Origin of the sequence: Neisseria zoodegmatis, from assembly GCF_900187305.1 — a bacterium.
Classification (GTDB): domain Bacteria; phylum Pseudomonadota; class Gammaproteobacteria; order Burkholderiales; family Neisseriaceae; genus Neisseria; species Neisseria zoodegmatis.
This window is the reverse complement of the sequence record NZ_LT906434.1, coordinates 1,230,180-1,253,053: the sequence shown is the minus strand read 5'-3', so window position 1 is coordinate 1,253,053 and position 22,874 is coordinate 1,230,180. Positions and strand designations below refer to the sequence as shown.

25 protein-coding genes and 1 pseudogene are annotated in these 22,874 nt (G+C 51.8%); 14 read left to right on the top strand and 12 right to left on the bottom strand.

Translation table 11 applies throughout. The features are described 5' to 3' along the window. Positions 1-3 precede the first annotated feature (3 nt). The gene (gene iscX, locus CKV66_RS05865) at positions 4-198 is read left to right on the top strand and encodes a Fe-S cluster assembly protein IscX (protein ID WP_085363213.1); all 195 of its coding nucleotides are present in this window, start codon (positions 4-6) and stop codon (positions 196-198) included. Positions 199-241: 43 nt separating this feature from the next. After that, positions 242-529: a hypothetical protein gene (locus CKV66_RS05860; protein ID WP_085363212.1), complete on the top strand. Its 288-nt coding sequence runs from the start codon at positions 242-244 to the stop codon at positions 527-529. A 131-nt stretch (positions 530-660) separates the two neighbouring features. On the opposite strand, the gene CKV66_RS05855 is transcribed toward CKV66_RS05860, so the two are convergent. From CKV66_RS05855 to bioF, 3 genes are all read right to left on the bottom strand, one after another. After that, positions 661-1,611, bottom strand: a complete 951-nt coding sequence (locus tag CKV66_RS05855; protein WP_143773793.1) for a hypothetical protein — start codon at positions 1,609-1,611, stop codon at positions 661-663. Positions 1,612-1,786: 175 nt separating this feature from the next. Then, the gene (gene bioC / locus CKV66_RS05850) at positions 1,787-2,566 is read right to left on the bottom strand and encodes a malonyl-ACP O-methyltransferase BioC (protein WP_085363210.1); all 780 of its coding nucleotides are present in this window, start codon (positions 2,564-2,566) and stop codon (positions 1,787-1,789) included. Then, on the bottom strand, positions 2,556-3,716 hold the full coding sequence (gene bioF / locus CKV66_RS05845; RefSeq protein ID WP_231990530.1) for an 8-amino-7-oxononanoate synthase: 1,161 nt from the start codon (positions 3,714-3,716) through the stop codon (positions 2,556-2,558). The genes bioC and bioF overlap by 11 nt, the downstream gene beginning before the upstream one ends. Before the next feature lie 167 nt (positions 3,717-3,883). On the opposite strand from bioF, the gene CKV66_RS05840 reads away from it, so the two are divergent. From CKV66_RS05840 to CKV66_RS05820, 5 genes are all read left to right on the top strand, one after another. Continuing rightward, positions 3,884-4,348: a hypothetical protein gene (locus tag CKV66_RS05840; RefSeq protein WP_085363209.1), complete on the top strand. Its 465-nt coding sequence runs from the start codon at positions 3,884-3,886 to the stop codon at positions 4,346-4,348. Between the two features lie 75 nt (positions 4,349-4,423). Continuing rightward, positions 4,424-5,803 (top strand): MATE family efflux transporter, encoded by a 1,380-nt coding sequence (locus CKV66_RS05835; RefSeq protein WP_085363208.1) that lies wholly within the window; start codon positions 4,424-4,426, stop codon positions 5,801-5,803. Continuing rightward, positions 5,803-6,840 carry a UDP-N-acetylmuramate dehydrogenase gene (gene murB / locus CKV66_RS05830; RefSeq protein WP_085363207.1) on the top strand — a complete coding sequence of 346 codons (1,038 nt, stop codon included), beginning with the start codon at positions 5,803-5,805 and terminating at the stop codon, positions 6,838-6,840. The genes CKV66_RS05835 and murB overlap by 1 nt, the downstream gene beginning before the upstream one ends. A 149-nt stretch (positions 6,841-6,989) precedes the next feature. Continuing rightward, on the top strand, positions 6,990-7,616 hold the full coding sequence (locus tag CKV66_RS05825; RefSeq protein ID WP_231990542.1) for a TetR/AcrR family transcriptional regulator: 627 nt from the start codon (positions 6,990-6,992) through the stop codon (positions 7,614-7,616). Between the two features lie 178 nt (positions 7,617-7,794). Next, positions 7,795-8,157 carry a YkvA family protein gene (locus CKV66_RS05820; protein WP_085363205.1) on the top strand — a complete coding sequence of 121 codons (363 nt, stop codon included), beginning with the start codon at positions 7,795-7,797 and terminating at the stop codon, positions 8,155-8,157. A gap of 116 nt (positions 8,158-8,273) precedes the next feature. Here CKV66_RS05820 and CKV66_RS05815 read toward each other — a convergent pair whose 3' ends face one another. From CKV66_RS05815 to fur, 4 genes and pseudogenes are all read right to left on the bottom strand, one after another. Then, on the bottom strand, positions 8,274-8,771 hold the full coding sequence (locus tag CKV66_RS05815) for a prokaryotic membrane lipolipid attachment site family protein (RefSeq protein WP_085363204.1): 498 nt from the start codon (positions 8,769-8,771) through the stop codon (positions 8,274-8,276). A 223-nt stretch (positions 8,772-8,994) separates the two neighbouring features. Beyond that, on the bottom strand, positions 8,995-9,813 hold the full coding sequence (gene dapD / locus CKV66_RS05810) for a 2,3,4,5-tetrahydropyridine-2,6-dicarboxylate N-succinyltransferase (protein WP_085363203.1): 819 nt from the start codon (positions 9,811-9,813) through the stop codon (positions 8,995-8,997). Positions 9,814-10,137: 324 nt separating this feature from the next. Continuing rightward, complete coding sequence (aat, locus tag CKV66_RS05805) at positions 10,138-10,866, bottom strand: leucyl/phenylalanyl-tRNA--protein transferase (RefSeq protein WP_085363202.1); 729 nt, start codon at positions 10,864-10,866, stop codon at positions 10,138-10,140. Between the two features lie 81 nt (positions 10,867-10,947). Then, a pseudogene (gene fur, locus CKV66_RS05800) lies at positions 10,948-11,449 on the bottom strand (ferric iron uptake transcriptional regulator). A 90-nt stretch (positions 11,450-11,539) separates the two neighbouring features. Between fur and CKV66_RS05795 the strand changes: the two are divergent. From CKV66_RS05795 to CKV66_RS05780, 4 genes are all read left to right on the top strand, one after another. Beyond that, positions 11,540-11,971, top strand: a complete 432-nt coding sequence (locus tag CKV66_RS05795; RefSeq protein ID WP_085363200.1) for an outer membrane protein assembly factor BamE — start codon at positions 11,540-11,542, stop codon at positions 11,969-11,971. 20 nt (positions 11,972-11,991) lie between these two features. Continuing rightward, complete coding sequence (gene dapB / locus CKV66_RS05790; protein WP_085363199.1) at positions 11,992-12,804, top strand: 4-hydroxy-tetrahydrodipicolinate reductase; 813 nt, start codon at positions 11,992-11,994, stop codon at positions 12,802-12,804. 309 nt (positions 12,805-13,113) lie between these two features. Continuing rightward, positions 13,114-14,595, top strand: coding sequence for a TolC family protein (locus CKV66_RS05785; RefSeq protein WP_085363198.1), 1,482 nt, complete (start codon positions 13,114-13,116; stop codon positions 14,593-14,595). 53 nt (positions 14,596-14,648) lie between these two features. Beyond that, positions 14,649-15,650, top strand: coding sequence for an HlyD family secretion protein (locus CKV66_RS05780; protein ID WP_085363197.1), 1,002 nt, complete (start codon positions 14,649-14,651; stop codon positions 15,648-15,650). Between the two features lie 174 nt (positions 15,651-15,824). Here CKV66_RS05780 and lolD read toward each other — a convergent pair whose 3' ends face one another. Both lolD and CKV66_RS05770 read right to left on the bottom strand, forming a co-directional pair. Further along, positions 15,825-16,514: a lipoprotein-releasing ABC transporter ATP-binding protein LolD gene (gene lolD / locus CKV66_RS05775; protein WP_085363196.1), complete on the bottom strand. Its 690-nt coding sequence runs from the start codon at positions 16,512-16,514 to the stop codon at positions 15,825-15,827. Next, complete coding sequence (locus CKV66_RS05770) at positions 16,507-17,757, bottom strand: lipoprotein-releasing ABC transporter permease subunit (RefSeq protein ID WP_085363195.1); 1,251 nt, start codon at positions 17,755-17,757, stop codon at positions 16,507-16,509. Before CKV66_RS05770 ends, lolD begins: the two co-directional genes overlap by 8 nt. 263 nt (positions 17,758-18,020) lie before the next feature. On the opposite strand from CKV66_RS05770, the gene CKV66_RS05765 reads away from it, so the two are divergent. Next, on the top strand, positions 18,021-18,974 hold the full coding sequence (locus CKV66_RS05765; protein WP_085363194.1) for a bile acid:sodium symporter family protein: 954 nt from the start codon (positions 18,021-18,023) through the stop codon (positions 18,972-18,974). Between the two features lie 113 nt (positions 18,975-19,087). Here CKV66_RS05765 and CKV66_RS05760 read toward each other — a convergent pair whose 3' ends face one another. Beyond that, positions 19,088-19,525, bottom strand: a complete 438-nt coding sequence (locus CKV66_RS05760) for a Spy/CpxP family protein refolding chaperone (protein ID WP_085363193.1) — start codon at positions 19,523-19,525, stop codon at positions 19,088-19,090. Positions 19,526-19,722: 197 nt separating this feature from the next. Between CKV66_RS05760 and rpe the strand changes: the two genes are divergently transcribed. After that, entirely contained in the window at positions 19,723-20,406 is a 684-nt protein-coding gene (gene rpe / locus CKV66_RS05755; RefSeq protein WP_085363192.1) for a ribulose-phosphate 3-epimerase, read from the top strand. A gap of 127 nt (positions 20,407-20,533) precedes the next feature. On the opposite strand, the gene CKV66_RS05750 is transcribed toward rpe, so the two are convergent. Beyond that, positions 20,534-20,962: a hypothetical protein gene (locus tag CKV66_RS05750; protein WP_085363191.1), complete on the bottom strand. Its 429-nt coding sequence runs from the start codon at positions 20,960-20,962 to the stop codon at positions 20,534-20,536. Beyond that, on the bottom strand, positions 20,946-22,262 hold the full coding sequence (locus CKV66_RS05745; RefSeq protein WP_085363190.1) for a homoserine dehydrogenase: 1,317 nt from the start codon (positions 22,260-22,262) through the stop codon (positions 20,946-20,948). The genes CKV66_RS05750 and CKV66_RS05745 overlap by 17 nt, the downstream gene beginning before the upstream one ends. A 141-nt stretch (positions 22,263-22,403) precedes the next feature. Between CKV66_RS05745 and CKV66_RS05740 the strand changes: the two genes are divergently transcribed. Further along, positions 22,404-22,775 carry an Mth938-like domain-containing protein gene (locus tag CKV66_RS05740; protein ID WP_085363189.1) on the top strand — a complete coding sequence of 124 codons (372 nt, stop codon included), beginning with the start codon at positions 22,404-22,406 and terminating at the stop codon, positions 22,773-22,775. Positions 22,776-22,874: the final 99 nt, after the last annotated feature.

The window sequence follows — 22,874 nt, the reverse complement described above, 5'->3', positions numbered from 1 at the left end:
CCGATGAAATGGACCGACACCCAACGCATTGCCGAAGAACTCTACGACACCCACGGCGATATCGACCCGAAAACCATCCGCTTCACCCACTTGCGCGAGCTGATTCTCGCCCTGCCCGATTTTGACGACGACCCTGCCCGTTGCGGCGAAAAAATCCTCGAAGCCGTGCAGCAGGCTTGGATTAACGAAGCGGAATAATCACAGGCAGCAGAACAAGCCCGTAGAAAGAGAAAATATAACCATGGCCTGTAAAAAACTGATGCTGTTGTGGCTGTTCGGTGTCGCGGCGGGAGCAATCTATTACGCGCAAGACCCGTTCGGCTATCTTGTCTTTTTGGCTTATATCGGCTTCCCTTTGGGTACGCTCGCCATGTTTTTGACAGCACCGCTTCTAACTTGGTTTCCCAACGAGTTTTCCGACTTTCAACTGTTACTAATCAATATCTCGGTAAACGGTATCGGTTTTTATCTGCAATGGTATGTGATACTTCCCTTTCTGAAGCGGAAATGGCAGTCGCGCAACCCGTAGCCTGTTTCGACAAAAAACCGTGCCGCAAACAAAACCGTCTCCATCCTGCATAAATACAGACAAACCGAGGCCGTCTGAAAACGGGTTTTGCGAGTTTCGCTAAAACGCATTTTCAGACTGCCTATTTTGATTTACAGAAATTTTGCCAGCCACGGCAATATATGCTTGCGGAAAAAGCCGCTTTGTTCACAGACAACCGGCTTCTGCAGCAGCTTCTCCAGAGCGGCGATATACGGGTTGAAATAACCGTAGCGGGCGGTCAGTATGGTTTTCGGTGCGTAAGGCGATGATAAATGAAGCCGCACAAAATCTTCTCCGCCGCCTTTCATCGAAAACACGCGCTCCAAACCCACTTGTTCGATGTGCGCCAGCGGGTAGGTTTGCGAAAAGTTTCCGGCGCACACACCCAGCAATTTGTTTTTATCGTCACGCCACACAACCGTCTGCCTACCGAATTTTTCTGCAATTACCGGCGGTCTTCTTTTCACGGAAGCGTCTTTTTTATAATCTACTCCCGTGGATACGGTCTCCTGCGGAAAAACCAAAACACCGCTCAACTTCATACTGTTTTCGCTTTCAACATCTGCCGGCAAATCAAAATAATCGCGCGTATTGACTGATAAAACCTGCAAACACGGATATTCCTGCCCGGCAAAATGTTTCAGATACAGCGTGATGCCGTTTTGACAAAATACTGAAGCAGACGCTTTACTGCTCCGTTTCTCAAGCGGCAAAACTTTTTCCAAATGATGGTGAATCTGCTGAAAATCCGACTCACTGATGCCAGTGGCAATGTCCGCATAATATTCTTGCACGACAATATCTGTACGTTGCTCCGGAGCTACATGGAAACACCATTTTTCAAACAGCACGTTGCCGACCCGCACCGGATAGCGGAAGCAGTAATCACTGCCGATTTCAAAATCCATATCCAAATACGGATCGTCCCGTTCCACGCACGGCAAGGTAATCACTTCGTCGTAAGCCGCGTCCCACGAGACAAGCAGCTTTTCGGGGGACTGTACTTCAAAGCCGAAAGCATAATCATGGTGTTTTTCCGAAAGCAAGGTAATCTGATTCATGGTTTTTCCGCGCATATCCGCCCTTTTCTTCAAAAAAGCATCGTAGCCTGCCGAAGCATAATCCGAATATAGCAGATATGCCGTTTTTAAGTCGGATGCATTGCCCGTGTTGCGCAAACACCCGGCGCAATCCTTTCAGACGGCCTGCCTATGCCTAAAAAAGTTTATCTCCTGCTTACCAAGCCACAACATAAGTGATGCGGTAATCCAGCGGCAACATACCGTTCGGCGCGCGCATGTTTTCGTAGGCCGTCTGAAAACGCTGCCAGCGCCGTTTGCCCGTTAAGCCTTTGTTTTCGCGTGCGATCACATGGTTGGCACCGATGTTTTTCAGGCTGTGCAGCAGGGCTTGGAGGGTGGGGAAATATTGGGTATGCGTTTCGGTGTGTATCCGTAGGTTGGGAAAGCAGTTAAAGGCCGTCTGAATTTCTCTTTCGGTCAGGAAGCGGTTGACGTGCGCGGCTTCGTCGGCGGCCTGCCATGCCTGTTTGAGCTGTTGCAGGCTGCCTGTGCCGATGGTGGCGACGGCCGCGCAGCCGCCGGGCCGGATCACGCGCTGCATTTCGGCGGCGGCGCGTTCGAGGTCGCACCATTGCAGGGCGAGGCTGCTGAAACAGGCATCCATGCTGCCGTCGGCCAACGGCAGCGATTCGGCATCGGCGAGCAGGCAGTAGTCGGCGCGGCGGTGGCGGGCGATGTGTTGCAACATGCCTTCGGCCAAATCGAGGGCGAGTACGTTGGCGCCGCGACTGCGTATTTTTTCGCTGACCCAGCCGCTGCCCGCGCCGATGTCGGCAACGGTTTTGCGGTTGAGGCCGTCTGAAAAATGGCTTTCCAGAAGTTGCAGCAAACGCAGCCCGGCCTGCTGTTGAACGTCGGCATAGGCATCGTAACCGGCGGCGGCTTGGCTGAATGCGCGGGCGATGAGGTGTTTGGACGGTTTTTCAGACGGCATCTTGCAAGCCTTTGATTAATGTTTCGATATGCGTCGGTTCGTGGGCGGCGGTAAGGGTAATCCGCAGCCGAGCCAGCCCGACGGGCACGGTGGGCGGACGGATGGCGGGCACATACAGGCCGTGCTCGCGCAGGGTGGCGGATGCGGACAAGGCGGCTTCGTTGCTGCCGCAGAGAAAGGGCTGGATGGCTGTTTCAGACGGCATCAGGCGTTCCCGCAGTCCGCATTCGGATAAGGCCGTCTGAAAAAAGCGGATGTTGCCTCGCAGTTTTTCGCGCAAACCGTCGGCGGCACGGACGCGCTCCAAAGCAACAGACAGCGCGGTGGCTTGGGCGGGCGGAAAGGCGGTGCTGTAAATCAGGTGGCGGGCGAATTGGGTGAGGTATTCGGCAACGGTGCGGCTGCACAATACCACCGCGCCCATCAGCCCGACGGCTTTGCCGAAGGTAACGATCAATATGTCGGGTTGCACGCCTGCCGCTGCCGCGCTGCCGCGGCCTTCGCTGCCGAGGATGCCGATGCCGTGTGCGTCGTCGAGCAGCAGCCATGCGCCGTATCGTTCGCACAGGGTTTTCAGACGGCCTAAGTCGGCGGTATCGCCGTCCATACTGAACACGCCTTCGCTGGCTACCAAGATTCTTTTCCCTTTATGTTCAATCAGTTGCTTTTCCAAAACATCATATTGCCGATGGGCGAACCGCTTAAACTGCGCGGGGCCGAGGGCGGCAGCTTCCTGCATGGAAGCGTGGCAGAGTTTGTCGGCCAGCAGCACGTCGCCTTTGCCCAATAAGCCAAGTAGCACGGCTTGGTTGGCGGCGTAACCGCTGGGAAACAGGATGGCGCGTTCGTAGCCGAGCCAATCGGCCAAATGGTTTTCCAGCATTTCGTGCGCGTCGGTGTGGCCGCTGACCAAAGGCGAACCGCCGCTGCCGGTGCCGTATTGCGCCAAAGCCTGCTGCCATGCGGCGATGATGCCCGGGTCGCGGCTGAGGCCGAGGTAGTCGTTGCCGGCGAAATTGAGATAGCGTTTGCCGCCGCTTTCGAGATAAGGCGGCGCAGTGTCGGCGCGACGGGCGGTGCGGCGGCGGTAGGCTTGTTTCGCCGCTTGGCTGTCGAGCGCGGCTTGCAGGTGGTCGTTCCAGTTCATCATGGCTGCGGCGGAGTGGAAAGCGGCAGAGTGTGTATGGTTTCAGACGGCCTGTCAAATGCAAAACCGCCCGAGCAAGGGCTTTTTTTGTTACACTACGCAGTTGCATTTTTCGAGCTTGTCTGCCGGCTTAGGCCGTCTGAAAAACAGAAAACAACGCGAAAACCGCCATGCGTAGTATCTGCCTGCACACTTTTTTGCCCTGCTCCGCCGAAGAAGCGGCCGCGCACTTGAAAAAGCCGTCGTTGCTGCTGTATGTGGCGCGTCCGTTGGTTGTTTTCTGCCCGTGCCGCAACGAAACGCTTCCCGAAACATGGCAACCCGCCGCCTACCGGCTCAACATGCACCTGTTCGGCCTTGTGCCGCTGGGCTGGCAGCTCGTGGATATTTCCTATCCGACGGCAGACTGCTTCACCATGCTCGACAACGGCCGCGGCGCGCTGATACGCCGCTGGCGGCATACGGTTACCGTCAAACCGCAAAACGGCGGCTGCCTGTATCACGACTGTGTGGAAATAGACGCGGGCATGCTGACTGCACCGATGGCAACCGCCGCCCGCCTCTTTTTCCGCCACCGCCAGCGGCGTTTGCGGCATTTGGCGGCAAACGGCTTTCGGGATGTAAAGGCCGTCTGAAAAAACACAGCTATCTACAACACACACTATCCGTAAGAGGCCGTCTGAAACAGGCCGTCTGAACTTGGAAACTTTATGCTTTTCGATCTAAACCGTTATTCCTTCCCCGTTTTCCATAAAGAAGGCAAAAAACTCGTGCTGCTCGCCCTGCCGATGCTGCTTGCCCAAGTGGCGCAAGTGGGCGTGGGTTTTGTAGATACGGTAATGGCGGGCGGCGCGGGTAAAGACGATTTGGCCGCCGTCGCCCTCGGCAGCAGCGCGTTTGTGATGGTGTACATCACTTTTCTCGGCGTGATGACGGCGCTGAACCCGATGATCGCCCAGCTTTACGGCGCGGGCAAATACGACGAAGTGGGCGAAACGGGGCGGCAGAGCATGTGGTTCGGCCTGATGATGGGCGTGATAGGCATGCTGCTGATGTGGCTGGCCATTGTTCCGTTTCAGAAGCTGCTGAACTTGAGTGAAAACGTCGAAAGCATGATGGCGCAATATATGCTGTTCACCGGCTTGGCCATGCCCGCGGCAATGATACACCGCGCCTTGCATGCCTATGCTTCGAGCCTGAACCGGCCGCGCGTGATTATGATTGTGAGTTTTTTGGCGTTTTTTCTGAACGTGCCGCTCAATTATGCGTTTGTGTACGGCAAATTCGGCATGCCTGCGCTGGGCGGTGCGGGTTGCGGTGTGGCGACTACGCTGGTGTTTTGGTTCAACGCCGCCGCGCTGTGGCTGTATGTGGTGAAGCAGAAATATTTCAGGCAGTTCAAGCTGACCGAGCGATTCAGTAAGCCTGATATGAAGGTGTTCAAACAAATCTGGAAACTGGGCGCGCCGATCGGCTTTTCGTTTTTTCTGGAAGTAAGCCTGTTTTCGTGCATCGTGTTTTTGGTGGCGCGGCAAGGCGAGGATTATGTGGCGGCGCAGCAAGTGGTGATCAGCTTAACCAGCGTGATTTATATGATTCCGCAAAGCATCGGCTCGGCGGGCACGGTGCGGGTGGGCTACACCATCGGCCGCAGGGAATATGCACGGGCGCGTTATATTTCGGGCGTTTCATTGGTTTTGGGCGTGGTGATGGCGGTGTTTACCGCTTTGTTGCTGGTATTTTTGCGCTACCCGCTGGCAGGCATGTACACCGACGATGCAGCGGTATTGGCGATTGCGGCAACGGTGCTGCTGTTCGCGGCGGTGTTTCAGTTGGGCGACGCCACCCAATGCGTCGCTTCTTATGCCCTGCGCGGTTATAAAGTGACCAAAATCCCAATGCTGATTCACGCCGTAGCCTTTTGGGGCTTCGGTTTGGTGCCGGGCTATCTGCTGGCTTATTCGGCAGACATGGGCATTTACGGTTTTTGGACGGCGCTGGTGATTTCGCTCACCGTCGCCGCCGTTTTACTGGTTTGGTATTTGGAAATATGCAGCCGCTCGGTGGCTGAACGTAAAAGGATGTTGTGATGCAGTTGTTGCACGATGTGGATTTAACGCCGCTCAACACATTCGGCTTGAAAGCCGCGGCGCGTGATTTTGCCGTGTTGGAAAAAGAAGCGGATTTGCCGGAATTGGTGAAGCTGCCCCAGTTCGACCGCCATACCGTTTTGTGGCTCGGCGGCGGCAGCAATATCCTGCTGATGCACGACTACGACGGGCTGGTCGTCCACATGCAAAATAAAGGCATACGCGAACTTTTCCGTTCAGACGGCCTCGTTTATATAGAAGCGCAGGCCGGCGAAGTGTGGCACGACTTTGTGTTGAAAACGCTGGATATGGGCTTGAGCGGTTTGGAAAACCTCAGCCTGATTCCGGGCACGGTGGGCGCGTCGCCTGTACAGAACATCGGCGCATACGGCGTGGAAGTGAAAGACATCATCCACAGCGTGCGCTGCTTCGATTTGGACACTTTAAGCTTTGTCGAATTAAGCAATGCCGACTGCTGCTTTTCCTACCGCGAAAGCCTGTTCAAACAGCAAGGCAAAGGGCGCTATGTGATTGTTTCGGTTGTGTTCGCCTTAAAAGAACAATTCACCGCCAACGCCCGCTACGGCGATTTGGCTGCCGTATTGGCGGAAAAATGCGCAGGCCGTGCGGCAACGGCGAAAGACGTATCCGAAGCCGTGTGCAGCATCCGCGCAAGCAAACTGCCCGACCCGAAAGTGCTGGGCAATGTCGGCAGTTTTTTCAAAAACCCGATTGTCGATAACGAAACCACACACAAACTGCTGGCACAATATCCCGAAATGCCGCATTACCCGCAAGCCGACGGCAGCGTCAAACTGGCGGCGGGCTGGTTGATCGACCAATGCCGTCTGAAAGGCTACGGCATAGGCGGCGCGGCGGTGCACGACAAACAGGCTTTGGTGCTGGTTAACAAACAGCAGGCCACAGCGCAAGACGTTTACCGCCTCGCGCAACACATCTGCCAAACCGTGCAGGAACGCTTCGGTGTGGCATTGCATGCGGAACCGAACTGGCTTCCGGCATCTTTTTCATTATGATTGCAGTCAAAACAAAGCAGCTTGGTTATAATCAACCACTTGTTAAAAGCATAAATTGAAACGGGCGGCAATGCGCCGCCCTAAGGAGTAGCAAAGTGGCAAAAGAAATAAAAATAAATACTTACACCAGAATCATTGATGCAGGGCTGATGTTGTTCAACGAAGAAGGCGAACGCAACATCAGCACCAACCACATTGCCGCCCATTTGGGCATCAGCCCGGGCAACCTCTATTACCATTTCCGCAATAAAGACGAAATCATCGTCCAACTGTTCAAACGTTACAGCGACGATTTGCTCAACTACCTGCACAACGCCCAACTGCCGGCAGGCGTATGCGATGCCATCAGCTATATGTCGGGCATTTACGACGTGATGTGGCGCTACCGTTTCCTGTTCAGCGACGTGAACACCTTGCTAGCAAGAAGCGCGGAGCTGTTGGGCGAACACAATAATTTCACCCAAGCCAAAGTGTCGCCGCTGTTGGTGAACCTGCTTACCCTCCTGAACGGCTTGGGCATCATCAAAGCCGACGAAACCTCCATGAATGATTTAGCTTTGAACATGTGGATGGTAACCAAATACTGGTTCGATTTCGACGGCTCGCTGCGCGGCCGCGCCAAGCTGACTGAAGATTCCAAAGTACGCGGCATCCAACGCACCCTCAGCCTGCTTCGCCCTTATCTTTTGCCGGAATATCTGGCCGAGTTCGACAAAACCATGAAAGATTTATCGCTCGAATCCGAGTGCGTGAAAAAAAGCGTTATCCCGTCATAAAGGCTTGGAAATATCGGATAGGCCGTCTGAAAACCTTTTTCAGACGGCCTTATTACTTTCTCCCACCCAATTAAATTTGCCGCTCCATCTTGCAATTACCTCCAAACGCACCATATAAGTTCGGCCAAGCTTTTGAAATCTTTGGCTTTGATACCGACACATCAAAAGGAACGACACTATGAACAGACCTTCTCCTGAAGAATTTATCCCTAAATTCCGCAGAAGAAAATTAGACGAACCGGGCTTTCTGCGAAAAGTAGGCCGCGTAGCCGGCAAACTGGGCGCACCCGCCATCAGACAGCTGTACAGTCTGTATTTTCTGTTTAAAGACCCCCAAACGCCCAGCCGCACCAAAATCATCATTCTCGGCGCGTTGGTGTATTTTTTCAGCCCCATCGACAGCATCCCCGACCTGCTCGGCCCGCTCGGCTTTACCGACGACATCGCCGTGATCGCTTTAGTCTATACCCAGATGAAAAGCCACCTTACCAATGAAATCCGCGACAAAGCACGCCGGGCTACCGAAAAGCTCTTCGGTTGATTTCCATGCAAAAAACTGCCGTCTGGACATGTTCAGACGGCAGTTTTTTCATTTCAGAATACCGGTCGTGCTTAAAATGGCTTATCCAACATTTCCGGTAAAGTTGTACATCATTGTTATTGCAAAGGACGCATCGACATAACTTCCATCAGGAAGTTGGTAAACGCAGGATTTGAAGGTTTGTTTCTCATGTTCGGCCAGCGTTGGTGCCAACCTCTGAGCGCGTTTTGGATATACAGTTTCGACTGCTCCGTCGTAATCGCACCGCGTTGGCTGTCCACAGCAGAACGCAGATACACTTCATACATGCTGTCGTCGATGGAGTTGCGGCCTACTTGTTGGATACGGAATTTGTTCAGATATTGCGCGGCCTGAACTTTCGTGATCTTGCCTTCACTTACCTGATAGCTCAAACGGGTTGCTTCGTCTCGGATTTTAGAAACGTCTGTCCAATGATTTTCAGCCAAACGGTAAGGAGCGCGGGCGGTAGGTTTCGCCGGCTCGGTTTTGACATTGGTGGGGCGTACAGGCACTTCTTTCAGGGTCGGAAGATAAATGGTCTCACAACCCGCCAGTGCAACCAAAGTAACGAGGAATGGGATATGTTTTTTCATGGCTCGCATTATAATCAGGTTTATAAGGATAATCCAACAATGAATTACAAACGGTCTCTATTCAGGTTTAAATATATAGAATTTCAAAGATTAAATCCAGCCTTGTAAACATTTGATAACTTAGATAAAAATAAACCAATTTCTCATTTGTCACACCGGCTCTTTCGCAAAGAGGCCGTCTGAATCGGATTCAGACGGCCTCTGCTTATTCAGGCTAAATAAATTACACGCCGCGCAGCAGTTCGTTTACGCTGGTTTTGGCGCGGGTTTGCGCATCCACTTTCTTCACGATTACCGCGCAATACAGGCTGTGGCTGCCGTCTTTGCTCGGCAGACTGCCCGATACCACCACCGAACCGGCAGGCACGCGGCCGTAGTGGATTTCGCCGGTTTCGCGGTCGTAAATTTTGGTGGATTGGCCGATGTACACGCCCATGGAAATCACGCTGCCTTCTTCCACAATCACGCCTTCGACGATTTCGGAACGTGCGCCGATGAAGCAATTGTCTTCGATAATGGTCGGGCTGGCCTGCAACGGCTCCAACACGCCGCCGATGCCCACGCCGCCGCTCAAATGCACGTTTTTACCGATTTGCGCACACGAGCCGACAGTCGCCCAAGTATCCACCATCGTACCTTCGTCCACATAAGCGCCGATGTTCACATAAGAAGGCATCAGCACCACGTTTTTCGCCACGAAGCTGCCGCGACGCGCCACCGCACCGGGCACGGCACGGAAACCGGCGGCTTTAAATTCTTCTTCGCTCCAGTCGGCAAATTTGGTCGGCACTTTATCGAAATACTTGTTTACACCGTCGTTTTGCACTTCGTTGTCTTGAATGCGGAACGACAACAGCACGGCTTTTTTCGCCCATTCGTTAACCACCCACTTGCCGTCTTTTTTCTCGGCAACGCGCAAAGTGCCGGCATCCAGCTGTTTCAATGTTTCTTCAACCGCCGCTTTCACTTCTTCGGTAACGGTAGCCGGCGTAATGTCGGCGCGGTTTTCAAATGCTGTTTCGATGATGTTTTGTAATGACATGTTCTTTTCCTAAATGGAATCAATTGAAAGTAAAGATATGAGGCCGTCTGAAACCAACGCCTTCTCTCGGCTGAATTTAAGCTCAGACGGCAGTTATAAAAAAGCATCAAGCTTTCAGACGGCCTTGAATGCTTAAAACGCAGGTATTTTACCTTAAAAAATTTTGGCGGCCACTTCTGTTGCCGATTCAGCTCTCACCAACACAAGAAAATTTTTGAATATCAATCAGATAAAATCCAAAAACCTTCTTTTAAAAAAACTATCGTCCGTAATGCGCTACTTTGCTTTCAGCGATTGCAGACAACCATCTTGAAAAGCATATATCTACGGAATATGCTTCACAGCTACCGTTCCGCATCCGATTTTCTGTGCCAACGGAAGCGCTGAACACCGTGTCAACGTCGCGCTAAAATCAGCGAAATCGATTTGCTCCGAGCCAAACCGCGCCAAATGGTGCGTATTCTGCTGGCAGTCGATCAACTCTACCCCGCATTGCGCCAAATACGGCACGGCACAGGCAAAAGCGATTTTGGAGGCATCGGGTTGCACGGCAAACATAGATTCGCCGAAAAACACCCGCCCGATCTGCACGCCGTACAAGCCGCCCGCGAGTTTCAGACGGCCTGATTCATCGGGATACCAGCATTCAAACGAATGGGCATGCCCCATTTCATGCAAACGGACATACGCCTGCTGCATGCTGTCGGTAATCCATGTGCCGTCTTGCCCCGCCCTCGGCACTTGCGCGCACGCTTGAATCACGAGCGGAAAACATTGGTTTACCGTAACCGCGTAAGGCTTGTTGCGTAAAGTTTTCTGCAGCGAACGACCAATGTGGATTTTTTCGGGATACAGCACGGTGCGCGGCGACAACGCCCACCAGCACACCGGCTGTCCTTCGGAAAACCACGGGAAAATGCCCTGCCGATAAGCGGTCAACAGCCTTTCCGGGCTTAAATCGCCGCCGACGGCAACCAAACCGTCGCGCTCGGCGATGGCCTGATTCACATCGGGGAACGTTTTGCTTTTAGGGTGTAAAAAAGGAATATCCATGCTCAACCGGCTTTGATAAAAATTTCAGACGGCCTCAGTTTATACCGAGGCCGTCTGAAAAAATTTGACACCAACACCGCCTTAACGCTTGCGTTTTTGCTGGCAGTCTTCGCACACGCCATACATATACAGCGCGTGGTCAACCACTTTATAGCCGTTTTCTTCGGCGATTTTTTCTTGCAGGTTTTCGATTTCTTCGTTGTGGAATTCGGTTACTTTGCCGCATTTTACGCACACGATATGGTCGTGGTGGTCGCCTTTGTTCAACTCGTAAACCGCTTTACCGGTTTCAAAGTGGTGGCGCAGCAAAATGCCGGCCTGCTCAAACTGGGTCAACACACGGTAAATGGTGGCGACACCGATTTCAATACCTTCATCCAACAAAATGCGGTAAACATCTTCCGCACTCAAATGTTCTTCAGCGTGAGTTTCAAATAAATCCAATATTTTCAAACGCGGGCCGGTAACCTTCAAGCCGTTGTCTTTCAATTGGGCAATATTGCTGAAATTGTTTTCCATAATGCTCTCATACCGTTGTGGTCTAATTGCCGTTATAATACGCACTTTTAGCGGCTTTGCCCACTATAAGATGATAAAGGTTTCCAATTGCCTGAGCCTTTCAGGCATACCGACACCTAAAACCTGCTACGACTTGTCAACGAAAGGTAAACCTGTGAATAAAACCTTATGTCTCGCCATCGCCGCCCTACTCGGACTGGGCGCGTGTTCCGCCGAACGCGTATCGAATTTTCCTTCTTACAAACTGAAAGTCATTCAAGGCAACCAGCTTGACGCCCGCGCCGTTGCCTCCCTGCAACCCGGCATGAGCCGCGACCAAGTACAGCTGATGTTGGGCACGCCGCTCTTGCGCGATCCTTTCCACAACAACCGTTGGGACTACACATTCAATATCTCCCGCAACGGCGTGATCAAAGAACAACGCACACTGACCCTGTACTTCGATAACGACCGCTTGGCACGCGCCGAAGGCAACGCCATCGAATACGCCATCCAACAACTTCAGGCAGAAGGCTTGATCGAACAGCAAGCCCAACAGCCGCAACAAGCCGCTCCCCAACCCGTTTTCCAACCGGAAGGCAACTAAAATCCGATAAGGAAGCACCAATGACTGCATTAAAGATTGCCATTGCCGGCGCAGACGGCCGCATGGGGCGCGTGTTGGTTGAAGCCGTCAACCAACATCCCGACACCGTATTGAGCGGCGCACTAGAACATTCCGGCTCAGACGCTTTGGGCTTGGACGCAGGCTATGCCGTCGGCCTGAAAACCGGCGTACCCATCACCGACAATATTGACGAAGTGCTGGCCGCCAGCGATATCCTGATCGACTTCACCCGCCCCGAACCCAGCCTCGTGTACATCGAAAAATGCGCGGCGGCGGGCGTGGGCATGATTATCGGCACTACCGGTTTCGACGACGCAGGCAAAGCCGCCATTCAGACGGCCTCTGAAAAAACCGGTATCGTATTCGCCGCCAATTACAGCGTTGGCGTCAACCTAACCTTCCATATCCTCGACACCGTGGCCCGCGTGTTGAACGAAGGCTACGACATCGAAATCATCGAAGCCCACCACCGCCACAAAGTCGATGCCCCCAGCGGCACCGCTTTACGCATGGGCGAAGTGATTGCCGATGCGCTCGGCCGCAACCTGAAAGAATGCGCCGTTTACGGCCGCGAAGGACACACCGGCGCGCGCGACCCGAACACCATCGGCTTTGCCACCGTGCGCGGCGGCGACGTTGTCGGCGACCACACCGCCCTTTTCGCCACCGACGGCGAACGCGTGGAGATCACCCACAAAGCCAGCAGCCGCATGACGTTTGCCGCCGGAGCCGTGCGTGCGGCCGTATGGTTGGGCAAACGCAAGAGCGGCCTGTTTGATATGCAAGATGTCTTGGGTTTGAAAAACCGATAAGCCGTATCAAACCTACACAGGCCGTCTGAAAACAAGATTTGCGGGTTTCGCTAAAGCTTATTTTCAGACGGCCTGTATATTTCTCAAACTTCACCTTTACCCTGCTTTTGAAACGAACCGTTTTCAAAACGCCGCCGGCCTTACTTCTACGCTTTTAACATTACATTTACCTGTTCTAACCTCCATAAGGCCGTCTGAAGCCCGCCGCCAGCTTGAATAAGCATCTCAGCAAACCTATAATCCAAAACAGCATTTTCATAAAACACCATGTGCATTTTATCCGAGCCACACACTGCCCGGCGATTAATCATGAACAAGCTTTTCCTACCGCTCGTCTGTATCCCGCTAGCCGCCGCCCTACCCTCATACGCCGAAACGGCGGTCGGCACACATACCGGCGAACCTGCGCAAACCGTTTCCTTGAGTTTCCAACAGGCTCGCGACGAACTGATGCAAAACTCCCCCAAACTGGCCGCCGCCCACGCTTTTGAATCGGCCAAACAGCTGCAAAGCGAAGCCGCAAAAGGGCTTGGCGGCCCCAGCCTGATTCTGAACGGTACCGCAGCCCAATACCGTGTACGCGGCGAAGTGGACGTTACCGACATCAAACAACGCGCCCTCAGCCACCCTTCCGGCGGCCAGACTTCCCTGCAAGGCATAGACCCCGCCCTCGCCGGCCTGCTCAATCAAGCGTCCCAGCGCATTGCCGCCCGCATCCCCAATGAATTTACCTACGATCACCGCGGCAACACACACCATGCCACCGTGGCCGGTTTTTGGCCGGTTTTTGACGGCGGCACCACCAAAGCCGCCAAAAACCTGATTAAAGCCCGCGCCGAAGAAGCCGGTGCCGACACGGGCTTAACGAGCAACGAATTAAACAGCACTTTGGCCGAACGCTATTTCGGCGCCCAACTCGCCCGTATGGCGGCGGGCCTGCACGACCAATCCGTGCGCACCATCGCCCGCTACGACCACACCGCCAAACGCGCACTGGAAGAGGGATTGATTGCGCGGGTTGACCGGCTTGAAGCCCAAGCCATGTTTGAAAATGCCAAACGCGACGCCGAAAAAGCACACAACGATGCCGCACTTGCCGAAACCGCATTAAGCCGCCTGCTCGGCAGCCCTGTTACCGTCAAACCTTCCACACCGATTTTTTTACTGAGCAAACCCATCGAACCGCTGGAGTATTTTCAAAATCTCGCCCTGCAAAACCATCCCGGCTTTAAAAAAGTCCACGCGAAAAAGCAGCAGGCCGAAGCCTTGCACGAAGCCGGAAAAGCGCGCTATTTGCCGAACGTCAACCTCTTCGGCGCATACGATATGGGCAAAAAACCCAGCTGGATTGCCGGCGTCAACATGACTTGGACGCTATACAGCCAAATAGACCGCCGCACCATGAACCGCGCCTCGGCACAGCAAATCATTCAGGCGGAAAAAAGCGATGAAGAGCTGCGCGACAACATTCTGCTGCTGGTAGAAAAAAACTGGCGCAGCGTAGAAAACGCCCGCGCCGACTACATCCGCCGCGGCAGCAACATCAAGCTGGCCAAAGAAGTGCTGCATTTGAAACAAGCCGGCCTGCGCGAAGGCGTCAATACCGTAGCCGAACTGATGAAAGCCGAAACCGAGTTTGCCAAAGCCAAAACCGAACGTGCCAAATCCGCCAACGATTATGTGCAGTCGCTGGCCAAACTGCTCGAAAGCAGCGGCGTACCCGAAAAGCTCTCCGACTACGAAAGCAAAGCCGACGTGAAGCTTTTCATGAAAAACGGCATCGTCCAATAAGCGAAAAAAGCGGGCTTGTCTGATACAGGCCGTCTGAAAATAAGAAAGACAATATGAACACCAAAAGCAAAAACAAATCCCGTTCCGCCGCACTGATTATCGCACTGCTGATTCTAATCGCCGCCGTTGCATACGGCGTATGGCTGTCGGTCAAACCCGAACCCGTCGTTTTGCAGGGGCGGCTTGAAGCACAAGAAACCGACATCGCAGCCAAAGTACCCGGCCGCGTGAGCAAAATCTTCGTGCGCGAAGGTGAAGACATCCAAGCAGGCACCCAGCTGATAGAAATGGACAGCCCCGAAATCACCGCCAAAATCAAGCAGGCACAAGCTGCCCAAGAAGCTGCCGAAGCCGTGGCCCGCAAAGCCGAACACGGCGCACGCCCCCAAGAAATCGAAATGGCGCGCGCGCAATGGAAACGCGCACAAGCCGCTGCCGAGTTGGCCGAAGTTTCCTACCGCCGCATCCAAAACCTCGCCAACGAAGGTTTGATGTCGCGCCAAAAACGCGACGAAGCCTACACCAACCACATCGCCAGCCGCGAACAGGCTGCCGCAGCCAAAGCCCAATACGATATGGCACGCACAGGCGCACGTTCTGAAGACAAAGAAGCCGCGGAAGCACAGGCCAAGCAAGTGGCGGCCAAAGTGGAAGAAGCCCAAGTGGCCCAAGAAGAAGCCAACCTCAAAAGCCCGATTAACGGCCAAGTTGCCGACATTATGGTGGAAGAAGGAGAAATCGTTCCGCAGGGCGTGCCCGTAGTCACTTTGGTTGACAACCAAAACCAATGGGTTGTTTTAAACGTGCGCGAAGACCATCTGAAAGCGTTCGCACTTGGCAACGAATTTGAAGCCACCATGCCCGCTCTGAGCGACAAACCCATACGCTTCAAAGTGTTCGCCAGCAAAGTGCTGGCCGACTACGCCACTTGGCGCGCCACCCGCAATAACGACGGCTTCGACATGCGCACCTTTGAAATCAAAGCACGCCCGATCAAACCTTTAAACGACGCCCGCCCCGGCATGAGCGTGCTGGTAACCGTGGTGCCGGAATAAATATCCGGTTTCACAGGTTTAGGGCGTGTCGTCAGAAAACTTCAAATAACAAAAGGGCAGATGTTAGTCTTCCCTTTATGCTTTTAAATAGAAATGAAACACAAACAAGATCGCCCTTAAACACTGAGGCCGTCTGAAAAGTTTTCAGACGGCCTCATCATTGAAACACCTTAATCAACTGCTTTCTTTATCCCATAAAGTACCGTCGCTCATGCTCATCACGCGGTCGAAACGGGATGCCAGCTCGTCGTCATGCGTCACCACAATCAAACTCGTGCCCAACTCGTTTTTCAAATCCAGCATCATGTCGAGCACGTTTTGGGCGTTTTTACGGTCGAGGTTACCTGTCGGCTCGTCGGCCAGCAGACATTTCGGGCGCGTTACCAATGCACGGGCAATCGCCGCACGCTGGCGTTCGCCGCCGGAAAGTTCGCTCGGGCGGTGCAGCATACGCTGCTTCAAACCTACCTTTTCCAACATCGCCGCCGCCTGAGCTTCCGCTTCTGCTTTCGGTTTCTTACCGATCAGCAGCGGCATCATCACATTTTCCAGCGCCGAAAATTCAGGCAACAGGTGATGAAACTGATACACAAAACCCAGATACTGATTACGCAAATCGCCGAGCTGCTTCTGGTTCATCTTGCCCAACTCATGGCCCATCAGTTTGATAGTACCCGAAGTCGGCATATCCAAACCGCCGAGAATGTGCAGCAAAGTTGATTTGCCGCTGCCTGATGCGCCGATGATGCTCACGCTTTGTCTTTGATAAACCTCCAAACTGAGATTATTCAGCACGCGGACGCTCAAATTACCATCGTTATAACTCTTGCAGACTTGTTCGCATTTCAAAACAACATTATTCATAACGCAAAGCCTCCGCAGGTTGGGTTTTCGCTGCACGCCAGCTCGGATAGAGTGTGGCCAAGAAAGCCAACACCAGCGATATGGTTGCAATCACGGCAACATCACGCATATTCACATCGCTGGGCAGGTAATCAATAAAATAAATTTGAGAATTAATCAGATGCACGCCGAAAAGCTTTTCAAAGAAAGCAACAATCTTGCCGACATTCCAGCCCAGCAGCACACCGCAAACCACGCCGACCAATGTGCCGAAAAAGCCTGCAAATGCACCTTGAACCATAAAAATCTTCATCACACCGGCGGGCGATAAACCAAGCGTGCGCAAAATAGCAATATCGGCCTGTTTCTCCGTAACCGCCATCACCAAAGACGACACCAAATTGAAAGCCGCTACGGCAATAATCAGCGTGAGAATGATGAACATCATGCGTTTTTCAAGCTCGACGGCTTCAAAATAACTGCGGTTTGAGAACGTCCAATCGCGCGCCCATATGTTGTTCTGCTGGGCTTTCGGAATCAGATTACGGGTAAAATCCGGCGCGTTTTGAGGGTCTGCCAACTTCAAGCGCAAACCGCCGACACCGTCTCCCAAGCGGTAAAGCACTTGGGCATCTTTGATATGGGTCATTGCCAGCGAGTTGTCCACTTCATAAACGCCCGTTTTGACAATACCTACCACATTAAACTGCTTCAAACGGGGCACAACACCGACCGGAGTCACATTACCCTCGGGCGTGATCACGGTAACCTTACCGCCTTTTTCCGTACCCAAAGCTTCGGCCAAGCCCTCTCCGAGAATAATGTCAAACTCGCCCGGTCTCAAATCATCAAAACTACCGACGGGCATGTTGTTGCCGTAATCCACGACATTTTTTTCTTCCTCAGGCAACACGCCGCGAATCTGCACGCCGCGCACTTCTCCCGCATTCGCCAACAATGCCTGATCTGCAATATAAGGGGCGCTGGCCAGCACTTCTTTTTTATCTTTGATATAACTGCGCAGGCTCTGCCACGATTCGCCGTTGCCGATATCGTAATACCCGATTTCAGCATGAGGCGCCACATTAAGCAGCTGCCCGCGTATTTCTTTTTGAAAGCCGTTCATTACCGACAGCACCACAATCAATGCCGTTACACCCAATGCAATGCCGGCTATCGAAATCATGGTAATAAACGACATGAATCCGTTACGTTTTTTCGCCCGCAAGTAGCGCAGGCCGATCCAAGTTTCTAAAGATGCCATTTGTTCAGGCCGCCTTTTATTCAGTAAAAATAAACGCGCATTGTACCGTATTTCAAGCTAAACCGCTTTAAGACAGGTACAGCCTCTGCTAAAAAACGCTAAACGAATAAAGGCTTAAAGCCCGCATATGAAAAGCTGCTGTTTTATCGCCTTGGCTGTTTTTCAGACGGCCTCAATAAAACTTCACACGCAATCCACCCTATTAGCTTTTGCCTCTGCACAAATTCGCGTATTCTTCACCTTTTTACACATATGGATAAGTAATGGAAGCGTTAGCAAAATTCAGCCGTTTAATCGGTCAAACTTTCGCATTGTGGGCGGCATTATTTGCTGCGATTGCATTTGTTGCGCCCGATACCTTCAAATGGGTGCTGCCTTATATTCCGGTATTGCTCGGCATTATTATGTTCGGCATGGGCCTGACGCTGGCTCCGGCCGATTTCAAGATTTTAGGGGAACACCCCAAAGCCGTGCTCATCGGCGTGATTGCCCAATTTGTGATTATGCCGCTCACCGCTTATGCCTTGGCGATAGGATTTAACCTGCCACCTGAAATCGCAGTCGGTGTGATTTTGGTAGGCTCTTGCCCCGGCGGTACGGCATCTAATGTGATTACTTATCTGGCACGCGGCAACGTCGCCCTTTCCGTGGCGGTAACATCGATTTCCACCTTGCTCGCACCCATTTTGACGCCGGCCGTTTTCTACCTGCTGGCCAACCAATGGCTGGACATTTCCGCCACAGCCATGTTTGTGTCGATTTTGAAAATTGTGCTGTTACCGATTGTTTTGGGCGTTATCGCGCATACTTTATTCAAAAAGCAAACCGAAGCTGCCGTGGGCATATTGCCTTTGATATCGGTGATCGCCATTGTGCTGATCATCGGCTCGGTAGTCGGCGCCAGCAAACCGAAAATCCTTGAGAGCGGCATGTTGATTTTGGGTGTGGTGATACTGCACAACGCCATCGGCTATTTACTCGGTTTTGTGACTGCCAAACTGTTTAAACTGCCTTTCGACGTACAAAAAACATTATCCATCGAAGTCGGTATGCAGAATTCCGGCTTGGGCGCCGCGCTTGCAGCAGCTTATTTCACGCCTTTGGCTGCCGTTCCCAGTGCCATTTTCAGCGTGTGGCACAATATTTCAGGTTCGCTCTTGGCTTCTTATTGGGCTTCAAAGGCAGATAAAGAAAAAAATAAATCGGCAAACTCATAAAACTGATATCGTTATATATCCGTTCAAGAATCCGATGAAAGATGAAAGGCCGTCTGAAAATTTTTCAGACGGCCTTTCTTAATCAATTTAAGCAGGTGTGTTCGTATTATTTATTATTTTAAGCAAATGTTCAGCCAATGCTGCCTTTGCGTGGGGCTGAGCAATTTGTAGAAACGGTGCTGGATCGACAACTCATCCACCGCGAAATCCATACTGGAAATATAGCGTTTTTCTACATAATCACGGGCATCGTCTTGGTTGAATCTATCGCTGGACAAAATTTTAATAACGTCACGACGGCGGTTTTTAAGAATACGGTCGTCTTTGCGGACAGATTTATCCAAGGCTTTTTTATAATCTTTACGGATAGCGCGCAATTCGTTATTCTGCTCGCGGGTCAAACCCAGAGAGCGGATATCGCAATTGGGATGGAAATCATCAAGCGAAGCAGCCAACGGCCCTGCATGTGCAGAACTTAATCCGTTTAAAATTATCCAACCGCTGATCGTTATAATCGGCACTACGCGGCTGAACCCTGTGAATGCAAGCATATATTGTTTTCCCAAATTTCGATATTGTTAAAATATAGCGGATATGTATGTGAAACGCGGTATAATCGTCGTTAACTTTAGTTAATGACAATGAAATTATTTTAAAAATATTTCTTTACATCATATCGTTATCATTATCCAGACAGTAAATTTATATATAATTCCTTGTAGGAAAATAAAACAAAAAGGATACATTTGTGCAAAAATTCCGCATTGCGCCCAGTATTCTCTCCGCCGATTTTGCCCGTTTGGGCGAGGAAGTCAGCAAAGTGATTGAGGCCGGAGCAGATTTAATCCATTTTGACGTAATGGACAACCATTATGTACCCAACCTGACATTCGGCTCGATGGTGTGCGCGGCATTGAAGCCCTATGCCACAGTACCCATAGACGTGCATCTGATGGTAGAGCCTGTGGACGACCTGATTCAGTCGTTTTCCAAAGCCGGTGCAAACATTATCACTTTCCATCCCGAAGCCAGCCGCCATGTGGACCGCAGCTTGAGTTTGATTAAAGATGCCGGTTGTCAGGCGGGGCTGGTGCTGAACCCTGCCACACCGGTTTACCTGCTGGAAAATGTGCTGGAGAAGCTGGACATGGTATTGCTGATGTCGGTTAACCCCGGATTCGGCGGGCAAAGCTTTATCCCGCAAACGCTGGTAAAAATCCGGCAAGTGCGTGATTTGCTAAACATGTATGAAGCGGAAAGCGGGCGCAAAATTGCTTTGGAAGTGGACGGGGGCATTAAAACCGACAACATCGCCGAAGTGGCTCGTGCCGGCGCCGATACTTTCGTGGCCGGTTCGGCCATCTTCGGCCAAGCCGACTACGCTGCAGTAATCGATAGAATGCGGCAGGAATTGGCTTCGTTGGAAGCTTAATTCTTCTAAACCATCAGTAAACGCTGTTAATGATTGTTTTAGATTAACGGTCTATACATACATAAAAGTATAAAAGCTGTGAGGCCGTCTGAAATATTTTCAGACGGCCTCACAATCTTGATTTAGCCTATTTAGCAGTTAACGATGCAATACACTGTTTGTCGCGTGCTTCGAATGCTTCAACGCCGCCGAGCAAATTAAGCTGCTCTTCGGGAGGCATGGAACTGAGCGACTGAATCTGCTTTTCGGTAAGCTTTTCAAGCGGTTCGTCCCACATACAGATGCAGTAATCGTTAATCACCTTTTCGGATTGACCTTCCAATCCCGCAGCCTTCAAATCCGCCTGCCATTTTTCGGAAAACGGCACGTTTTTCACACACGAATCCACAATCGCCTGCTTGGCTTTAGGTTTGGAAAGCGCACAATTGGACAACAATCCGAATACCGCCAACAAACTCAACACGATAAACGCCCAAATGCGGATGGTGCGTATTTTCGCGCGGGCTTTACGGCGTTCTTCTTCGGGCGTTAAAACCTGATTATCCTTGTTGTCCATGCAGGCTCTCCATGCGGATCATCACCACAGGTTTTTGAACGACTTCCAACGCTTCAATGGCGGCGATGGCAGTTTTGATGTTTTTCTCTACCGTGCTGTGGGTCAGAATCACGATCTCAGCCGAGCCGCCGTCAATCACGCCTTTTTGAATCAACGCTTCGATAGACACGTTTTCTTTCGCCAGCAAATTGGCGATTTGCCCCAACACACCCGGCTCGTCTTTCGCCTGAACGCGCAGATAATAGCTGCTGGTAATCTCATCCATAGTGAGCATGGGCTGGGTTTTCACTTGAGCGGGTTGGAAGGCCAAGTGCGGTACGCGGTTATCGGTATCGGCGGTAATCAAACGGCAAATATCGACGATGTCTGCCACTACCGCACTAGCCGTTGGCAATGCGCCGGCACCGGCACCGTAATAAAGGGTTTCGCCCACCATATCGGCATCAACCCGCACGGCATTCATCACGCCGTTCACATTCGCCAGCAAACGGCACTCGGGAATCAGGGTCGGATGCACACGCAATTCAATACCTTTGTCGGTTTTACGGGTAATACCCAATAATTTGATGCGGTAGCCCAACTCTTCGGCATATTTAATATCGCGGCTTTCCAGTTTGCTGATGCCTTCGAGATAACAAGCATTGAAGTTTACCGGCGTACCGAATGCCAGCGAACTCATAATAGTGATTTTATGACCCGCATCATGGCCTTCAATATCAAAAGTCGGGTCGGCTTCCGCATAACCCAGCTCCTGTGCCTGCTTCAACACATCGGCAAACGCACTGCCTTTTTCACGCATTTCGGTCAAAATGAAATTGCTGGTGCCGTTGATGATGCCTGCAATCGAACGGATTTTGTTGGCAGACAAACCTTCGCGCAGCGCTTTAATAATCGGAATACCGCCGGCAACGGCAGCCTCAAACTGCACCATCACATTTTTTTGCTCGGCCAACGGGAAAATTTCGTTACCGTACTCAGCCAAAAGCTTTTTGTTGGCCGTAACGATATGTTTACCGTTTTCAATGGCCTTCAATACAGCTTCTTTTGCCGCGCCCGTGCCGCCAAACAGTTCGACAACGATATCGACATCATCACGCTGAACCAACTCAAACGGATCTTTAACGAAGACTGCATTGGGGCAAAGCGTGCGGACTTTTTCCTCGCTGGAATCGCAAACCGCCGAAATATACACATCGCGCCCCAAACGGCGGCTGATTTCTGCGGCATTGTCCTGCAACACTCGGGCAGTGCCGCTGCCGACAGTGCCCAAACCCAAAATTCCGATATAAACAGGCTTCATTATGTCTCCTTAAGCCGTTGTATGTTAGTATTCTGCAAGCAAAACTGCTTGAACGCAAAGGCCATAATCCTACCTGAAATTGCCTGTTTCTGCATCTGAATTTCAGGCAGAGAGCCACTATAAGATATCGAGAGGAAATGTATGTTGATCGAAGAAAATACTTTCGGCGGAGAAGAAGCCGCCATCACAGCCTATTCGCCCGGCCGCCTAGAAATCAACGGTCAAGTTTATACCGAAGCCGTTATTTTAAAAGAAAATACAATTGAGCATCCCGCCAAAGCCACGCCGACCGAAATGACTGCCGAAGATTTTTTTCAGACGGCCTCAAACAGCCACCCCGAAGTGATTTTGGTCGGCACGGGAGAAAAACAGATATTTCTGCATCCGAAAATTGCCGCAGCTCTGGCCGCAAAAGGAATAGGGCTGGAATCCATGTCCACCGCCGCTGCTTGCCGCACGTTTATGATTTTACAAAGCGAAGGACGTAAAGTTTGGGCTTGGTTGTGGCCTTAATTCATTCAAAACTTTGGCCGTATTTTATTGAATAGAATCGAAAATCCGAAGAAACCGCGCTTCTGCTGCAATGAAACAAAATAACCCCGATCGTTGGTC